Raw genomic sequence first — 13,362 nt, forward strand, 5'->3', positions numbered from 1 at the left:
GGGCTCCCGACGGTGTGGCCCTAGCCGAACCGTCGCCGGTGCAGCTCGTGGACCTCCTCGTCGAGGCCGGCCACCGGGCCCTCGACCGGCACGCCCGGGGCCACCTCGCCGACCGGCAGCGGGCGGACGGGTGCCGGCGGGACCCCGAGCTCGGCCAGCCAGGACGCGAGCTGCGCCGACGAGCTGGCGTAGACGATGCGGCCGAGCCCGACCCAGGCGTGCGCGGCGGCGCACATGGGGCAGTGCTCGCCGGAGGTGTAGACGGTCGCCGCGGTCCGCTCGGCGGGGGTCATGTGCTCGGCGGCCCAGCGGGCGATGGCGAACTCGGGGTGCTGGGTGGCGTCGCCACCGGCCACGTGGTTGGAGTCCTCGAAGCGGACCCGCCCCTCGGCGTCGACCAGCACCGACCCGAACGGCTCGTCGCCGGACTCGAGGGCCGCGCGGGCGAGCTCCACGCAGCGGCGCAGGCGGGCGAGGTCCGCGTCGTCGACCATGCGCCCATCCTGGTCCAGGACGCCGGGGCCCGGGCTCTGGCAGGGTCGCCGGATGGACGACGGCGCCCCGGTATCCCGCCGTCAGCGCGCGGTCGCGGCCGCGGTGGCCGCCGGGCGGGCGGCCGGCCTGGACGTGCGCGAGCCGGAGGTCCTCCACGACGTCTTCTCGGTCGTCGTGCACCTCGCGCCGGCTCCGGTGGTGGTGCGGGTGCCCACCGTGCTGCCCCGCACGGTCCGCGCCGACCCGGCCGGCCAGCTGTCGCAGATGGGGAGGGAGCTGGCCGTTGCCGGGTGGCTGGGTGACCGCGCGTACCCGGCGGTGCGTCCGGCGGCGCCGCAGCCGTGGGTGCACGACGGGCTGGCGATGACCGCGTGGCAGCTCGTGGACGTGAGCGCCGAGCCGGTGACCGACGAGGCGGCCGGTGCCGCGGCCGCGCGGCTGCACGCGACCCTCGCCGACTGCCCGGTGGAGCTGGACTGGTGGTTCCCGCTGGACGCGTCGATCCCGGACGGGATCGACCAGCTCGGCGGCCTGCTGCCGGAGGGAGACGTCGAGCGGGCACGCGCCGAGTGGACGCTGCTGCGGCCGCTGGCCGAGGACCCGGCCGCCTTCGCCGTCGCCTTCCCCGGCGCGCACGCACAACCGGTGCACGGGGACGCCCCGTTCTACAACCTCCTCCCGACAGCCGCCGGACCCGTGGCCTCGGACCTCGAGCACGTCCACTGCGGGCTGCGGGAGTGGGACCTGTCGGGCGCACCACCGGCCGTGCGGGCCGGCTACGCCGCCGAGGCCGCGCGCCTGGATCTCCCGCCGCTGGACGACCGGTTGGCCGCGCTGGCCGAGCGCGGTCGCGACCTCCAGCTGCTCGCCGTCCTGCCGCTGGACCCCGAGCTGCCCGGGCTGGCCGAAGGGCTGACCCCGCTGGTGCAGGCCTGGCGGGAGAAGCCGCCGCTGGCCGACGTGCTGGGTTGACGGCCCGGGACCTCGCCGATCGTCGTCCCCCCGGAGCAGACTGCCCGCCATGCCACCGCTCCCGATGCCCGACGACTGGCAGCGCGCCCTCGTCGTGGCCGCGCACCCCGACGACATCGAGTACGGCCTCGCGGCCGCCGTCGCGGCCTGGACGGCGGCCGGCAAGGAGGTGCACTACCTGCTGGCGACCCGCGGAGAGGCCGGGATGGCCGGCGTCCCGCCGGCGGAGGCCGGCCCGGTGCGCGAGGAGGAGGAGCGCCGCTCGGCGGCCGTCGTCGGGGTCTCGGAGGTGGAGTTCCTCGACCACCGGGACGGCGTCCTCGTCGCCGGACCGGAGCTGCGCCGCGACCTGGCCGCGGCCATCCGCCGGCACCGCCCCGAGATGGTGGTCACCGGGTACTTCGGCGCGACCTGGACCCCGCCCGGCGTCTCGCCGGCATACGTGAACTCCGCTGACCACCGCGCGCTCGGGCAGAGCACCATCGACGCGGTCGCCGACGCCGCGAACGAGTGGATCTTCCCCGACCTCCCCGAGGAGCCGTGGCGCGGCGTCACGTACATCGCCGTCAGCGAGTTGCTGGACCCGCCGCACGAGGTGGACGTCGCCGACCAGGTCGAGAAGGCGGTGGCGTCGCTGTGCGAGCACCGCCGCTACCTCGAGCTGCTGTCCGACCAACCGGTGGAGGAGCAGGCACGGCAGATCGTCGACATGGGGACGATGACCGAGGACGACCGGCGGCGGGTCGGCTTCCGCCTCTACTGGGGCTGAGGCCGGTCACTGGACAGCGGAGGCGGCTGCGCGCTGGCTGCACCCGGCTGCGTACGCGGGAGCAGACACGGCCGGAGTGCAGCAGCGTCCCGGCGCAGTGATCACCGGAGTCCTTGACACGTCCCGGGCAGCGGTCTGCGCTGACCCTCACTTCCCTCGGGGCAGAGGGGGACCGATGCCTGCGCTGTTTCTCAGTCACAGCAACCGCGACCGGATCGCGACGGAGCGAGTGAGCAGTTGGCTGCAGCGAGCCGGCTTCACCACGGTCTTCGTGGACTTCGATCCCGCACAGGGCATACCGGCGGGACGGAACTGGGAGCGTGAGCTGTACGCCCAGCTGCGTCGCACCGAGGCCGTGGTCTTCCTCGGAACCCATGCCGCGACGGCGTCCCAGTGGTGCTTCGCGGAGCTCAGTCTGGCGCGCTCGTTGGGACACCCCGTCTTCCCGCTGATCCTGGAGCCGGGGGTGAGGCTCCCGCTCCTGGCGGACGTGCAGTGGATCGACTTGGTCGACACCGATCTGACCGACCAGCATGACGGAAACGGGTACGGCGCGCCCCCGGGTCTGCTGAGGCTGCTGGCCGGCCTGCGGGCGGCAGGACTCGATCCGGCCGACGCGTTCTCCTGGGACCCGGCCCGTTCCCCCTATCCGGGGTTGGCTCCCTTCGATCCGGAGGACGCCGCGGTCTTCTTCGCCCGGGAACGGGAGACCGAGCGGCTGCTCGAGCTGCTGCACCCGACCCTGCAACGCGGCGCGGGCCGGTTCGTGGCCGTCGTCGGCCCCTCCGGCAGCGGGAAGTCCTCGCTCCTCCGGGCAGGGCTGCTGCCCCGCCTCGCCAGGTCACCCATGCGCTGGATCCTGGTGCCGCCGCTGCGGCCGGGAAGCCGCCCCACCCACCACCTGGCCACCTCCCTGGCAGAGGCCTTCGCCGAGCGCGGGCACCCCCGCTCCACCCCTGATGTCGAGGGCGTCCTCAGCCAGGGGCCGGAGGGGCTGGTCCTCCTCGCCCGGGAGCTGGCCGATCTGGCCGGGAAGGGGACCGGTCAGCCGGCCTCTCTCGTGGTGCTCGACCAGGCCGAGGAACTGATCACCGTCACAGGAACGCGAGAACAGCAGTCGTTCCTCAGACTGCTGGACGGTGCACTCGGCGAGGACACGCCCCTGTGGGTGGTGGCCTCCGTTCGCTCGGAGTTCCTCGCCACGGCACCGGAGCGGGCAGGGCTCGCCGAAGTGATCGACGACCCCCTCGTGGTGGAACCGCTCGGCCGCGGCCGGCTCGCCGAGGTGATCGCCCGGCCCGCCCAGCGAGCGGGGCTGGACCTGCAGGCGGGGCTGGTCGAGCGGATGGTGGAGGACACCGCCGGCGGGGACGCCCTGCCGCTGTTGGCCTACACGCTGCGGGAGCTCGCGGAACGGTCCGGGCCGGATGGCCGGATGAGCCTGGCGGAGTACGACGCCGTGGGAGGAGTGGTCGGTGCCCTCCAGCGCCATGCCGACCGCGTCTGTGACGAGCTCTCCCGCCGTGGGCTCGGGGCTCACGTCATCCCCACCCTGCTCAAGCTGGTCACCGTGAGCCCGGAGGGGGAGACGACCCGCCGCCGTGTGTCCTGCGGTGCGCTGGCCGACGAGGAACGCGCGGTCGTGAGCGCTTTCGTCGACGCCCGGCTGCTCGTGAGTCACGACGAGACCTCCGGTCCACCTGGTGATCGAGCCGCGGGAGATGCCGTGGTGGAGGTCGCGCACGAGGCGTTGCTGCGGCAGTGGCACCCGCTGCGGGACGCCGTCGAGGCCGACCGGTTTAGTCTGGAGCTCCGGTCCGAGCTGGAACGGCACGCCGCTGACTGGAAACACGGCGACCGCGACGAGTCCTACCTGCTGCGCGGCGGGCGGCTCGCGGTCATCGGCCAGTGGGCGGACGAGCACGCCGCTGAACTCGGTCCTGCTGAGAACCAGTACCTCCAGGCGAGCCGCGCGCTGGCGGCACGCGAACTGGAGTCGGCCCGGCGAGCGAACCGGCGGCTACGCGTGCTGGCCGCGAGCCTGGCGGTGCTCCTGGTGGCAGCCGTCGTCGCCGGAGGGCTCGCCCTGCACCAGAACCGAGAAGCGCAGGGACAGGCGCGGCTGGCCATGTCCCGTCAGATCGCGGCCGAGGCGGACGATCTGGTCCAGGGAAAGCCCGACACGGCGATCCTCGCCGGCCTGCAGAGCATGAGCCTGGCCGGCGGCGAGCAGCCGAACCCAGCTCCGCCGGATGGGCTGATCACCGGCCTGGCCCAGATGACGCACACGTCCCAGCTGTTGACCGGTCACACCGGCCCGGTGTGGGGAGTGGCGTTCAGCCCGGACGGTCGCCTGCTGGCCACAAGCAGCGGGGACCGGACCGTACGGCTGTGGGAGGCCGACTCCGGCCGGCCGGTCGGTGAACCGCTGACCGGGCACACGGCCGCCGTCAGGGACGTCGTCTTCAGCCCCGACGGGACACTGGTGGCCTCCGCCAGTGGAGACCAGACGCTGCGGCTGTGGGACGTGGCGACCGGGCAACCGCAGGGTCAGCCGCTGACCGGGCACACGTCCGGCCTGTGGGCGGTGGCGTTCAGTCCCGACGGGAGGCTGCTGGCGACGGCGGGTGCCGACCAGGTGGTGCGGCTGTGGGACGTGGCGACCGGACAAGCACAGGGCTCGCCCATGGCGGGGCACACGGACGAGGTCCGCGATGTGGCCTTCAGCCCCGACGGCAGTCGGCTCGCCACTGCAGGTGCCGATCAGACGGTGCGGCTGTGGGACGTGGCGACCGGTCAACCGCTCGGCGCGCCCCTGACGGGGCACGAGGGCGAGGTGTGGGGAGTGACGTTCAGCCCCAGCGGAGGTGAGCTGGCAACCGCCGGCGCCGACGCGTCGGTCCTGCGCTGGGACGTGACCTCCGGACAGCCTCTGGGACCGCCGCTCGTCGGCCACTTCGGTGAGGTGTGGGCGGTGGCGTTCAGTCCCGACGGTCGTCTGCTGGCGACGGCGAGCGCCGATCAGACGGTGCGGCTGTGGGACGCGGCATCGGGGCAGCCGTATGCCCAGGCGCTGCTGGGTCACACCATGTGGGCTGACGGGGTGGCGTTCAGCCCCGACGGGTCTCGGGTCGCCAGCGTGAGCCTCGACCAGACGGCGCGCATCTGGGACGTGACCGAGACGTACTCCGTCAGCCGGCCGCTCGCCGGCCACACCGACTGGGTGAACGGGGTGTCGTTCAGCCCGGACGGAAGCCTCCTGGCCAGTGCGGGCGATGACCAGATGGTGCAGATGTGGGACGTCGAGAGCGGCCAGTCGGACGGGCCGCCGCTGCTGGGCCACACCGGCTGGGTGAACGACGTCGCGTTCAGCCCGGACGGAGACCTCCTGGCCAGCGCGGGCGAGGACCGGACGGTGCGGCTGTGGGACGCGACGACCGGCGAGCCGTACGGCGAACCGTTGACCGGCCACACCGACTGGGTGTGGACGGTGGCTTTCAGCCCGGACGGGGACCTGCTGGCCAGCGCTGGCAGCGATCAGACGGTGCGGCTGTGGGACGTGGCGACCGGTGAGCCGTACGGTGAGCCGTTGACCGGCCACACCGACTGGGTGAGCGGGGTGGCGTTCAGCCGGGACGGCCGGCTGCTGGCCACCAGCAGTGGGGACCAGACCGTGCGGCTGTGGGACGCGACGACAGGCGAGCCCCGCGGTGAGCCGTTGACCGGCCACACCGGTTACGTGCAGGACGTGGCGTTCAGCCCTGACGGTCGTCTGCTGGCCTCGGGCAGCACCGACAACACCGTTCGGCTGTGGGACGTCGCGTCCGGTCAGCCACGCGGGGAGCCCCTGAGGGGTCACACCAACACCGTGCTGAGCGTGGCCTTCAGCCCGGACGGTCACTTGCTGGCCAGCGTGGCGGACGACCGGACGGTTCGGCTGTGGAACGTGGCGACCGGGCAGCAGCACGGCCCGTCGCTGACGGGACACCGCGGCGAGATCCGGACGGTTGCCTTCAGCCCGGGCGGTCGGTGGGTGGCGACCGGTAGCCGGGACGGCCTGGTGCGACTGTGGGACACCGAGTTCACGGCCTGGGTGGAGGCCGGCTGCAGGATGGTCAGTCGGAACCTCTCCATGACCGAGTGGGAGCAACTGGCGCCCGGGATGGCATACGAGCGGACGTGCCCCGAACTATCCGCGGGAGAGGGTGCGCCACCAGACGCCCCTGTCGCCCGCTACGCGAACTGACCCGTCACTTCCGGTCCGCCCGGCGCAACGGATCGATGGATCCTCACGATGAGAGGAACTCCGTGCTCGGTCGCGGGACGTCCGCCCACGAGGAGCCCATTGCCGCTCGGATCCAGATGGCAGGACACGTGGTGAGGTCCCGGGCGCTGGGTGCCGACGGCGCGTTGGCGGGCTCAGAGCCGGCTCCCACCGCTGATCTGCTGCTCACGCTCCACCGCCGGTCCGAACACCGGCTCCGTGCGGTCACCGCGAGAGGGGACACCGCTCAGCGAGCTGGAGCTGGTCGCCGGGGCGCTGATGGACGGCGGGGTGCTGCGAGAGGGGACCGTCGTCTGCTGGCGGTCGGAGCAGTCGGGGGTGGAGCCGACGGTCGGCGAGACCGTCCGGCTCACTGTGGACGGCGTCGGACGGCTGGGGCTCCCGGCGCTCGCCGAGGTGGAGGCGCAGTTCGTCGAGTGACCTGCCCACTAGACTGGTCGGCACGACGGACGAGTCGGCCGGGCGGTCGCGTCGGCGGGGGAGACCCCGTCGCCGAGGAACGTCCGGGCTCCACAGGGCAGGGTGGTCGCTAACGGCGACCCGGGGTGACCCGCGGGACAGTGCCACAGAGAACAGACCGCCAGCGGCTCGCCGCTGGTGAGGGTGAAACGGTGGTGTAAGAGACCACCAGCGCACCGGGTGACCGGTGCGGCTCGGTAAACCCCACCCGGAGCAAGGTCGAGAGGGACGACGGTCCGCCGCCGTCCTGCGCAGGCGTTCGAGGGCTGCCCGCCCGATGCCTGCGGGTGGACCGCTGGAGCCTGCCGGCAACGGCAGGCCTAGATGGATGGCCGCCCATCGGGATGCCGCGAGGCACCCGTGGACAGAACCCGGCGTACAGGCCGACTCGTCCGTCGTCCGCCCCGTGACCCGCGAGAACGCGGTCAGGGGTGGGCGTCGGTCCGCACAGCGTCCGCAACCAGGCCGAGCACGACGTCGACCCGCGGCTCGTATCCGGTCGTCAGGGGTCCTGCAGCCCTCCGGCAGGCGCATCCGCGACCGGCCGTGTCGAGCGGACGCCGGCGGGATCGATGAGAACGTCCGCGTCGGCCGGTCCGAGCTCCCGGACCGGAGTCGTGGACCAGGAGGACGCGTGCGGCAGATCGTCGTGCACATGATGCTGTCGCTGGACGGCTACTTCGAGGGGCCGGACCACGACCTGGGCTGGCACCGCGTCGACGAGGAGCTGCACGCGCACTTCAACGAGCAGCTCGCGACCAAGAGCGCCTTCCTCGAAGGCCGGGTCAGCTACGAGCTCATGGAGTCGTTCTGGCCGACCGCCGACCAGGACCCGGACAACCCGCCGGTCATGCGCGAGTTCGCCGGCATCTGGCGGGCGGTGCCGAAGATCGTGTTTTCCCGCACGCTGCAGGAGGTCGGCCCCAACGCCTCGCTGCGGGCAGAAGTGGACCCCGACGAGATCCGCGCACTGAAGCAGCAGCCCGGCGGGGACATGACGCTCGGCGGGGTCGACCTGGTCGAGACCTTCCGCCGACTGGACCTGGTCGACGAGTACCGGCTCTACGTCAACCCGGTCGTCATCGGCCGCGGTCGACGGCTGTTCGAGACCGCCGACGACCCGACCGACCTGGAGCTGGTGGAGAACCGGCGGTTCGGCAACGGTGTCGTCCTGCTGCGCTACGCCGTCCGACGGCCCTAGGTGTCCAGCCGTCTGCGGCCACCTGGCGTCAACCGCACACGGCTGGTCAGGGCCGCCGTTCGACGTTCGTCGATCATGGCAGGTGGCCCCACCACATCCCCCGGCGTACAGGCCGACCCCGTCCGTCGCTCCTCGCCGACCACCGCAACGCCACGACCGATGCCGTCGATGCTGCCAGCCGCCACCGTCAGGTCTGCCCCGCCCATCTGCGACCTCGATGCGGGATGGTGCGCGAGCGGTCAGGCGCGGTCGGGGCACGATGTCCGGTTCCGACCGGAGACGTCACCGGTTGTTGTGGGAGAAGTGCTGGTAGTCCTTGGGGCTCGTCCAGGCGCCGCCCCAGTACCAACCGATGTCGGTGAAGGCCTGCACCGTGCAGTCGCCGGCGTGGATCATCCCGGGTGCTGTCTTCGACCGGTCGACGTAGTCGGCGCCAGCAGGGGGGAGGACCGTGCCCCTGGACGAGATGTAGGGGTTCTGCACAGGGTTGATGTCGATGGCCCCACCGTAGGAGTGTTGCGACCACACCCCTGGGCGCCCGGTCACCTCCCGGCAGTTGAAGGCGGAGGTGTTGTTGGCCTCCATCGACAGATCGTCACTGCCCTGGTACTCGTCGACCAACTGCATGCGTGCGATCGGGAAGTCCTGGTCGTACAACTCGTGGAACACCGAGACCACCGGACTGGCCCAGTCCTCGTGTACGACCATCTCGCCCTGCGCGACCTGCCCGTCGAACGTGCGATGGCTCATGATCAGCAACCGCAGGTCTTCCGGCGGCACCGGACAGCCGGGACGGTAGGTGTGGGGGAGATCCGCGGCGGTGACCTCCTTGATCTCGTACTGGAAGGACGGCGAGGACGAGTCGGTGGCGGCTGCGGACGCGTCAGGCACCAGCGGCCCGCCGATGCCGACGGCCGTGGCAGCCACACCGAGAAGGGCTACGAGCTTGACCTGCTGATCGCCGGACATGCGGACCCCTTCCTTGCGAACCGGCCGTCATGCACCGTGCGTCGTCAGACGCTCGCTCCGGAAACCCGCGGTACATCGGGGGACGGGCTCTCCCCACGGAGCAGCGGTGTGCGCGTGTACTCGTCGCGCGACGAGCGCAGGGTGTCGGGCCAGCAGTAGTCTTCCAGCTCGGCCTCGCCTCGGCGACGGGCTGTCACACGGATGTAGCCGAGGTAGCGGCCGCGGTCGGCCTCGAGCGTCTCGATCTCGGTCTGGTTGTCGGGGGCGACCGCCCGCTGCCAGTCGAGCCAGAGCCGCCACCCGTCGGCGAGGGTGTCGGCGTGCTCGACGGCCACGATCCCGGTGCGCTCCCAGTGCCGCCGCCACCACGGCGCGGAGTGCAGGCACCACAGATCCTGGGTCCAGAAACCGCGCAGGTGCTCGGGGATCGCATCGTCGAGCTCCTGGCTCAGCCCGGCGCCGACGATGGCGATGGGGCCGTCCGGTTTCACGAAGTGTGCGAGGTAGTTCAGGTACAGGTCGTCAGTGCCGAAGTAGGGGTAGGCGTCGACGCTGACGATGGCGTCGAAGAAGTCGGCCGCGAACGGCAGTGACCGGGCGTCGACGTGCAGCGGGTACACGCCGTCGGCCACCCCGGCGTCCTGGATGCGCCGCGAGTTCTCCGTGGCGCTGGTCCACAGGTCGGTGGCCCACACCTGCACGCCGAACTCGCGGCGCAGGAAGACCGATGACGCCGCCCGTCCGGCGCCGAGGTCCAGCACGCGCATGCCCGGCTGCAGCGGCAGGGCCTGGCTGAGCCACTCGGTCAGCCACAACGGGTTGGCCCCGCCGCCAGCCGCGGCCAGGATCCATGCGGCGGAGTAACGGGAGGAGCGCGGAAAGCGGTCGCAGACCAGCAGGTCGGGTACGGACATGGAACCTCCCGCGCTCAGGATGCCCGGGGCTGCGCCGCCGTGCGTGCCCTGGGACCCCGGGAACCGGGCAGGGGCCGGTGTCGGCGCAGGGTCGGCCTCGCATCGGCGGCTGGACAGTCCGCGCAGAGTTCGCAACCGGCCGCAGGCAGCCGACCACCGCCATCACGTCCCAACGGCACACCAGCAGGACAGCCGCGTGATCCACATCGGTTCGATGCTTGCCGATCACCCTTCGACGGGCCCCGGCGTACGAGCCGACTCGTCCGTCGTCCTCCCCTGACCTGCGCGTGAGGGGTCGACGGCGGCCGTCACGGGGTCGATCAGCGCCTGGGCTCGCCAGGCTGGTCCAGGTGGCGGCCGGCGGCTGCGAGCACGGCCTCGCGGACGCGGTCGAGCGTGGGGGAGCGCAGCCGCCACTGCTGCCAGTACAGGACGACGTCCACCGCGTCGGTCGGGTCGAGGGTGACCAGCTCCGCTGTCACCCCTCGCGCCTGGAGGTCGGGCACCATGCCCCAGCCCAGGCCGAGGGTGATGGCGGCGACGTAGTCCGCCGCCGCGGGCACGTAGTGCACCGGTGGGGCGACGTCGGGACCGGCTTGCGCGTGCAGGTAGCGGTGCTGCAGGTCGTCCTTGCGGTCGAAGACGACCACCGGGGCGCGGGCGAGCGCCTCGGGGGTGGGGCCGCCGGGGAACCAGCGCCGGGCGAAGCCGGGGGTGGCCATCGGCCGGTAGCGCATGCCGCCCAGGCGGGTGGAGGTGCAGCCGGGCACCGGCTCGGCGTCCGCGGTCACCGCCGCCATGACCGTGCCGGCGCGCAGCAGGGCGCTGGTGTGCTCTTGGTCCTCGCGGTGCAGGTCGAAGCAGACGTCACCGGCCAGCGGTGTCAGGGCGGGCAGCACCCAGGTGGCCATCGAGTCGGCGTTGACCGCGATCGGCAGCGTGGGCACGGGCGCGGGCGCGGGCGAGGGATCGCCGCCGAGCTCGCGGGCGACGTCGGCGGTGAGCAGGTCGACCTGCCGGGCCAGGCGCAGCACGGCCTGCCCGGACTCGGTGACCTGCACCGGCTTGGTCCGCACCAGCAGGATCCGGCCGGTCGCGACCTCCAGGGCGCGCAGCCGCTGGCTGATCGCCGACGGGGTCACGTGCAGCGCCCGGGCGGCGGCCTCCAGCGTGCCCCCGCGGACGGTGGCGTCCAGCGCCCGCAACTGGCTCAGGTCGAGGTCCATGGACAGCAAGGCTAATGATGCATGAAAATCTTGAGCTGGACCGTCCGATCACGGGTTCCTAACGTCGACGGCGTGCTCACCACTCCGGCGCTGCTCGCCGTCGCGTCCGGGCTCGCGCTCGGCCTGGGCCTGATCGTCGCCATCGGTGCCCAGAACGCCTTCGTCCTGCGGCAGGGACTCCGCCTCGAGCACGTGGCCGCGGTGGTGGCGGTGTGCGCCCTCTCCGACCTCGCGCTGATCTTCGCCGGGGTGCTGGGCGCCGGCGCGGCCCTGTCGCAGGTGCCGTGGCTGATCCCGGTGGTCTGCTTCGCCGGGGCGGCGTTCCTGCTCTGCTACGGCGTGCTGGCCGCGCGGCGGGCGCTGCGTCCCGGCGCGCTGCTGCCGGACGCCACCGGTGCACGCACCGGGCTCGCGGTGACCGTCGGCACCTGCCTGGCGCTGACCTGGCTCAACCCGCACGTCTACCTGGACACGGTGGTCCTGCTCGGCTCGATGGCGTCGACCTACGGCGAGCACCGGTGGCAGTTCGCCGCCGGGGCGGGTCTCGGCAGCGTGCTCTGGTTCACCGGCCTCGGCTACGGCGCACGACTGCTCCGGCCGGTGTTCGCCCGCCCGGCGGCCTGGCGGGTCCTCGACGGCGTCATCGCCGTCGTCATGACAGCCCTCGCCGTCTCCCTGGCCGTCCGCGGCGTCGGCGGGGCCTGAGTGCTGTAGTGCTGAACGCCCCCGGTGCCGTGGCGGCACCGGGCCGACCTCCTGGAGGACCCGTGATCGACGTCGAACTGCCGCCCGGACCCGCCGCACGTGCGCTCGTCCGGGGGTTCGCCGCGTGCCTGGCGTCGGTCACCGAGGTGCCGGTGGCCGAGCTGCCGCTGCCCGACGAGGACCTGGCACACGCACTGGGCGCCTGGCGGACCTGGCTGGCCGAGCGCGGGTCGGGGCTGGTGCCCATCGCCGACCCCGTCCGCTTCCAGTGGGCGGGGTGGTGGATCGCCGTCGTGGAGCACCCGGCCGGCACGGAGGTGGCCGTGCTGGCGTTCGGCACGCCGCCGGGCGTCGTCCTCAGCCCGCAGGCGCCCGCGCTGCTGGGCCGAGCCACCGCGGACCTGCGCATCCGCGAGGCGCACGCCGTCGCCTCCCTCGACCCGGTGCTGCACCGGCAGCCGGCCGGGGCGGACCTGCGCGGCACCGTCGAGGGTCTCGCCGTGGCACCCGCCGCGGAGGCGCCGATGCAGCTGCTCGAGGTCGCGCAGGCCCGCGCCGGTCGCGGGCTCGACGGGGACCGCTACGCCGCGGGAGCCGGCACGTTCACCCCTCGGGCCGGACGCCGGCCCGGCTACGACCTGACCCTCATCGCCGCCGAGGTCCTCGACGAGATGGCGGCGGCCGGGCAGGCCCTGGACTTCGCCGGCACCCGGCGCAACGTCCTCACCCGCGGCATCGACGTCAACGCGCTGGTCGGGCGGCGGTTCCGCATCGGGGACGTGCTGTGCGAGGGGCGCCGGCTGTGCGAACCCTGCGTGCACCTCGACCGGCTCAGCGGACCGGGGGTCCTGCGGCCGCTCATCCACCGCGGCGGCCTGCGTGCCGACGTCCTCGCCGACGGGGAGATCCGCCTGGGCGCGCCGGTCTGCTCCGTCTGACCCGACCGGTCGCCTGCCGGGAGGTGTCCCGTCCTCAGGGGCGCCCGGGCTCGACCGGCGATCGACCGCTCCCGACGGCGGCGAAGATCCGGACCTGCTCCGCGCCGAGGTGGCAGCCGCGCGGGCAGTCGAACTCGACGGGCTGACCGTCCACCCAGCCCACCGCCGCCGCCCGACGGCAGCTCGGGCAGTCCTCCCACGTGACCCGCTCGCTCGGTTCCACCCTCGTTGCCCCTCCGTCCTCCGTGGTCGATCTCCGCGGTGCGGGGAGCCGCGGTCGCCGCGTCGGCCGGGAACGGCCCATCCGGTCCGAGCCGGACCCGGCCACGGAGCTGCTCCTGTGCGGGGGACGACCCGGCGCGCCACTGCGCACCGACCGGACCCCAGCGTGCGCGCGGAGGTGGCGCGCGGACCAGGTGCAGCCGTGCC

General features: G+C 73.2%; 11 protein-coding genes and 1 other RNA gene. 8 read left to right on the forward strand and 4 right to left on the reverse strand.

The genetic code is table 11. The features are described from left to right. Positions 1 to 20: 20 nt before the first annotated feature. Positions 21 to 494, reverse strand: a complete 474-nt coding sequence (locus ACI79G_RS10635) for a nucleoside deaminase (RefSeq protein WP_456881095.1) — start codon at positions 492 to 494, stop codon at positions 21 to 23. 52 nt (positions 495 to 546) lie between these two features. Here ACI79G_RS10635 and ACI79G_RS10640 point away from each other — a divergent pair, with 52 nt between their 5' ends. From ACI79G_RS10640 to ACI79G_RS10665, 6 genes are all read left to right on the forward strand, one after another. Beyond that, entirely contained in the window at positions 547 to 1,467 is a 921-nt protein-coding gene (locus ACI79G_RS10640; RefSeq protein WP_456881096.1) for a hypothetical protein, read from the forward strand. A gap of 49 nt (positions 1,468 to 1,516) precedes the next feature. Continuing rightward, a complete protein-coding gene (locus ACI79G_RS10645; protein ID WP_456881097.1) occupies positions 1,517 to 2,236 on the forward strand; it encodes a PIG-L deacetylase family protein in 720 nt (239 codons plus the stop codon). Positions 2,237 to 2,411: 175 nt separating this feature from the next. Continuing rightward, positions 2,412 to 6,482, forward strand: coding sequence for an nSTAND1 domain-containing NTPase (locus ACI79G_RS10650; RefSeq protein ID WP_456881098.1), 4,071 nt, complete (start codon positions 2,412 to 2,414; stop codon positions 6,480 to 6,482). A 237-nt stretch (positions 6,483 to 6,719) separates the two neighbouring features. Then, positions 6,720 to 6,941, forward strand: a complete 222-nt coding sequence (locus ACI79G_RS10655; RefSeq protein WP_456881099.1) for a hypothetical protein — start codon at positions 6,720 to 6,722, stop codon at positions 6,939 to 6,941. Positions 6,942 to 6,971: 30 nt separating this feature from the next. Beyond that, positions 6,972 to 7,375, forward strand: an RNA gene (gene rnpB / locus ACI79G_RS10660) — RNase P RNA component class A. A gap of 239 nt (positions 7,376 to 7,614) precedes the next feature. Then, positions 7,615 to 8,181: a dihydrofolate reductase family protein gene (locus ACI79G_RS10665; protein ID WP_456881100.1), complete on the forward strand. Its 567-nt coding sequence runs from the start codon at positions 7,615 to 7,617 to the stop codon at positions 8,179 to 8,181. A 282-nt stretch (positions 8,182 to 8,463) separates the two neighbouring features. Here ACI79G_RS10665 and ACI79G_RS10670 read toward each other — a convergent pair whose 3' ends face one another. The 3 genes from ACI79G_RS10670 to ACI79G_RS10680 form a co-directional block, all read right to left on the reverse strand. Beyond that, on the reverse strand, positions 8,464 to 9,150 hold the full coding sequence (locus tag ACI79G_RS10670; RefSeq protein WP_456881101.1) for a M15 family metallopeptidase: 687 nt from the start codon (positions 9,148 to 9,150) through the stop codon (positions 8,464 to 8,466). Between the two features lie 44 nt (positions 9,151 to 9,194). Then, entirely contained in the window at positions 9,195 to 10,064 is an 870-nt protein-coding gene (locus ACI79G_RS10675) for an SAM-dependent methyltransferase (RefSeq protein ID WP_456881102.1), read from the reverse strand. 320 nt (positions 10,065 to 10,384) lie between these two features. Continuing rightward, entirely contained in the window at positions 10,385 to 11,290 is a 906-nt protein-coding gene (locus ACI79G_RS10680) for a LysR family transcriptional regulator ArgP (RefSeq protein WP_456881103.1), read from the reverse strand. A gap of 72 nt (positions 11,291 to 11,362) precedes the next feature. On the opposite strand from ACI79G_RS10680, the gene ACI79G_RS10685 reads away from it, so the two are divergent. Together ACI79G_RS10685 and ACI79G_RS10690 are read left to right on the forward strand one after the other, a co-directional pair. After that, the gene (locus ACI79G_RS10685; protein ID WP_456881104.1) at positions 11,363 to 11,995 is read left to right on the forward strand and encodes a LysE/ArgO family amino acid transporter; all 633 of its coding nucleotides are present in this window, start codon (positions 11,363 to 11,365) and stop codon (positions 11,993 to 11,995) included. Positions 11,996 to 12,057: 62 nt separating this feature from the next. Next, positions 12,058 to 12,933 (forward strand): MOSC domain-containing protein, encoded by an 876-nt coding sequence (locus ACI79G_RS10690; protein ID WP_456881105.1) that lies wholly within the window; start codon positions 12,058 to 12,060, stop codon positions 12,931 to 12,933. Positions 12,934 to 13,362: the final 429 nt, after the last annotated feature.

The organism is Geodermatophilus sp. SYSU D00779 (genome assembly GCF_054050595.1).

Coding starts and splice junctions, on each gene's coding strand:
- ACI79G_RS10635 (WP_456881095.1), bottom strand. CDS start 494: ATGGTCGACGACGCGGACCTCGCCCGCCTGCGCCGCTGCGTGGAGCTC.
- ACI79G_RS10640 (WP_456881096.1), top strand. CDS start 547: ATGGACGACGGCGCCCCGGTATCCCGCCGTCAGCGCGCGGTCGCGGCC.
- ACI79G_RS10645 (WP_456881097.1), top strand. CDS start 1,517: ATGCCACCGCTCCCGATGCCCGACGACTGGCAGCGCGCCCTCGTCGTG.
- ACI79G_RS10650 (WP_456881098.1), top strand. CDS start 2,412: ATGCCTGCGCTGTTTCTCAGTCACAGCAACCGCGACCGGATCGCGACG.
- ACI79G_RS10670 (WP_456881101.1), bottom strand. CDS start 9,150: ATGTCCGGCGATCAGCAGGTCAAGCTCGTAGCCCTTCTCGGTGTGGCT.
- ACI79G_RS10675 (WP_456881102.1), bottom strand. CDS start 10,064: ATGTCCGTACCCGACCTGCTGGTCTGCGACCGCTTTCCGCGCTCCTCC.
- ACI79G_RS10680 (WP_456881103.1), bottom strand. CDS start 11,290: ATGGACCTCGACCTGAGCCAGTTGCGGGCGCTGGACGCCACCGTCCGC.